Here is a 2,879-nt window from a genome sequence, read left to right as displayed (position 1 = left end):
AAACTCCGCTAAATGCGGAGTTTGTTGTTTTAGTGATAATTGTTTGATTTAAAAAACAACATTCAAAGATCTCAGATCCAAAGCACAGACTTATAAACCGCTAGAATATTAGAAAATCTTAAAAGCTTTAGCATTCTTATTGGGGAGTACTGTTGTGGCATTATTACAGAGAATTGGTTATGTCCTTACGGCAGATATCACGAAAGAATTTAAATTTAAAAAAAAGAGCTGCTGAAGAGGTAAATGAACTGACTTTTGTCGATCAATTAAAAAAACGTCGCAGTATTTATGTTTTAGGAAGAAAGGTCCATTTCAGTCAGGCCTATTTGGCGGAATTGATTCAAGAAGCCGTGCGAAGCTGTCCATCTGTATTAAATTCTCAAAGTTCAAGAATTGTGGTGTTATTTGGTGATTCCCATGAGCAATTTTGGCAAATAGTCAAAGAGGTGCAACGTAAATTAGCCGCGGCACATGTATTTGATGGTACAGCAATGAAAATAGATCAATGCATGGCAGGATATGGAACGGTGCTCTTCTATGAAGATCAGAGCACAATTCAAAAACTGCAAAAGAAAATTCCTTTTAATGCGCAAGATTTTACAATCTGGTCGGAACAGACATCGGGTATGGCACAATATGCAGTATGGACGGCCTTGGCTGATTCAGGCATCGGTGCTTGTCTGCAGCATTATAATCCCAGTATAGATGCTGCAGTTTCACAACATTTTCATATTGATGAATCCTGGTTGCTGCGAGCACAACTGGTTTTTGGTTCCATTGAACAAGAAGCAGACTTAAAACCGGTTTCTCAGGATACTGAACGATTTAGAATTTTGAGTTAATTTTATTGCTGTAGTAATTAAGCACCCTTATTGGGTGTTTTTTTATTTTAAATCAAAAAGCATGTTGCTATAAAATTGTTCTATAAATAAAAACACAATGTCACTTTTATAATGAGTGAGTGCTCCTAAAATAAACATAAGATCAATTTGTTCTCATTATGCTGATTACAATTCAAAGAAGGTGAGCTCATGTCATTTTTAGCACATATGAAACAACGCCGTACTATCTATGCAATTGGTAAAAATGTTCCTCTCACAGCAGATCAAATAGAAGATATTATTAAAGATGCTGTACGTAACAGTCCCTCAGCTTTCAACTCACAAACTTCACGTGTGGTCACTCTTTATGGGGCATCGCATGAGAAGTTCTGGAATATCGTGCGTGAAACATTGCGTAAAGTCGTCCCAGAAGATGCGTTTGAAAAGACCAATGCAAAAATTGACAGTTTTGCAGCAGGTTATGGCACGGTATTATTTTTTGAAGACCAAGAAACGGTAAAGTCGTTACAAAAGCAATTTGCTTTATATGCAGAGCATTTTCCGGCGTGGTCAGAACATTCTACTGGTATTGCTCAGTTTGCTGTATGGTCATCATTGGCAGAACATCATATCGGGGCCTCATTGCAGCATTACAATCCGGTGATTGATGCTGAAGTGGCCGCTACTTTTGATATACCCGAAAGCTGGAAATTACGTGCCGAATTGGTATTTGGATCGATTGAAGCACCGGCAGGAGAAAAAACCTTCCTAGATGATAGTATTCGCTTTAAAAGATTTGACTGATCAGTGTTTTACTTAAGTAAAGTTAAGAGAGTGCTGAAACGGCACTCTTTTTATTGTTAAAGTAATGATAGATAAATCAATTAAGCTGCAAAGCTTATCTCAACAAAGTATTGAAAACACAGCTGTATTAAAAATGGCTTTGTCATAAAATTGACATTTATTCATTGCATATTGCAATTAAATTTTAACAATCAAAGAAATGATAGTGAAATGAGCTTAAAATTAACTTTTGCTGCGGTTGCATTGATGGTAAGTGGTACGGCATTTTCAGCAGTCACTATTTCAGCACCAGAAGAAATCAAAATTTTAGCGGTGAATGATCAGGAAGTGAATACGGGTTTATTTCGCGCCAAGAACAATCAATATAAAGTCGATGCAGCTATTCGTAATATTAGCGTGCGTTACAGTCAGTATTTTGAGCACTTAAATGGTGAACACGATATTGTGAAGTCAGCGGTGGTGACTATTCCCACACCTGTTTTGCAAGATGGTGGAGAATATCGACTGGGCTTGGTCAATGCACCAGCGAATTTTGAAGCTGCCAAGAAATATGCCGAACAGCCTATAGTGGCATTGTTTGATAAAAATAATGTCATGCTGGTTCAACAGACAGGCGCAAATACAGAACAAAAACCTTGGTTGGCACAAAATATATTTTCAAGAACTACAGATTTAACTCAAAAGAAAACAACGTTGGAAAACCAGCCAGCACCTGTCTATACACAAGCGGCATTGCATAAGGTAGCAGGAGTTACTTCTATAGAGCCAGCTTCAGTAGCCACTGGTGATCAACAACTGATTCAATTATGGCAAAAATCAAATAAAGTTGAACGGCAGAAGTTTATGTCATGGCTAGCAGAACACGCCAATTAATTTAAGTAAAACCAGCATAAAGCTGGTTTTATTGTTTTAAGGGAAAATAACTAAAATTAAAATGGTAAAGATGATCTAAAAAATGAATGTTTCGTTGTGTAAAAAACCCTCAAAATTGTCTTAAAACATGCTAAAAATAGCCTCCTGGGTTAAAAAACAAACACTCAAAAGTAAAATTATAGAAAATTCTATAATTGGGGTTGCTTTGGTTTAAAAACTCTATAGAATACGCTGCATCCCGACGAGATAGACGGAAAAGAACGAAGCACGAAGTGCTGAGTTGTTAGGTTTATCGAAGTCCAGCTTCTAATACTGACGAGGTATTAGAAAGATCATTAAGAGATTATGAAGAACAACTTGTGTGGATTTTTACTGGTTGAT

General features: G+C 36.8%; 2 protein-coding genes and 1 pseudogene. All 3 read left to right on the top strand.

Going from position 1 to position 2,879, the window contains the following annotated elements:
* The first annotated feature begins 154 nt into the window (after nt 1-154).
* The 3 genes and pseudogenes from B2Y23_RS07905 (at nt 155) to B2Y23_RS07895 (ending at nt 2,498) form a co-directional block, all read left to right on the top strand.
* A pseudogene (locus tag B2Y23_RS07905) lies at nt 155-842 on the top strand (nitroreductase family protein).
* 189 nt (nt 843-1,031) lie between these two features.
* Entirely contained in the window at nt 1,032-1,625 is a 594-nt protein-coding gene (locus B2Y23_RS07900; RefSeq protein ID WP_291354640.1) for a nitroreductase family protein, read from the top strand.
* Between the two features lie 210 nt (nt 1,626-1,835).
* Nucleotides 1,836-2,498 (top strand): DUF2057 family protein, encoded by a 663-nt coding sequence (locus B2Y23_RS07895; protein ID WP_291354641.1) that lies wholly within the window; start codon nt 1,836-1,838, stop codon nt 2,496-2,498.
* The last annotated feature ends 381 nt before the right edge of the window (nt 2,499-2,879 follow it).

The sequence above is a fragment of the Acinetobacter sp. UBA5934 genome (assembly GCF_002430855.1).
In the GTDB taxonomy this organism is placed as follows: domain Bacteria; phylum Pseudomonadota; class Gammaproteobacteria; order Pseudomonadales; family Moraxellaceae; genus Acinetobacter.
Note: the sequence above shows the minus strand (reverse complement) of the source record. Positions and strands in the feature narration are given on the sequence as shown.

Bases quoted from the DNA above. Each gene is read 5' to 3' on its own strand.
- B2Y23_RS07900 (WP_291354640.1), top strand. From the start codon at position 1,032: ATGTCATTTTTAGCACATATGAAACAACGCCGTACTATCTATGCAATT.
- B2Y23_RS07895 (WP_291354641.1), top strand. From the start codon at position 1,836: ATGAGCTTAAAATTAACTTTTGCTGCGGTTGCATTGATGGTAAGTGGT.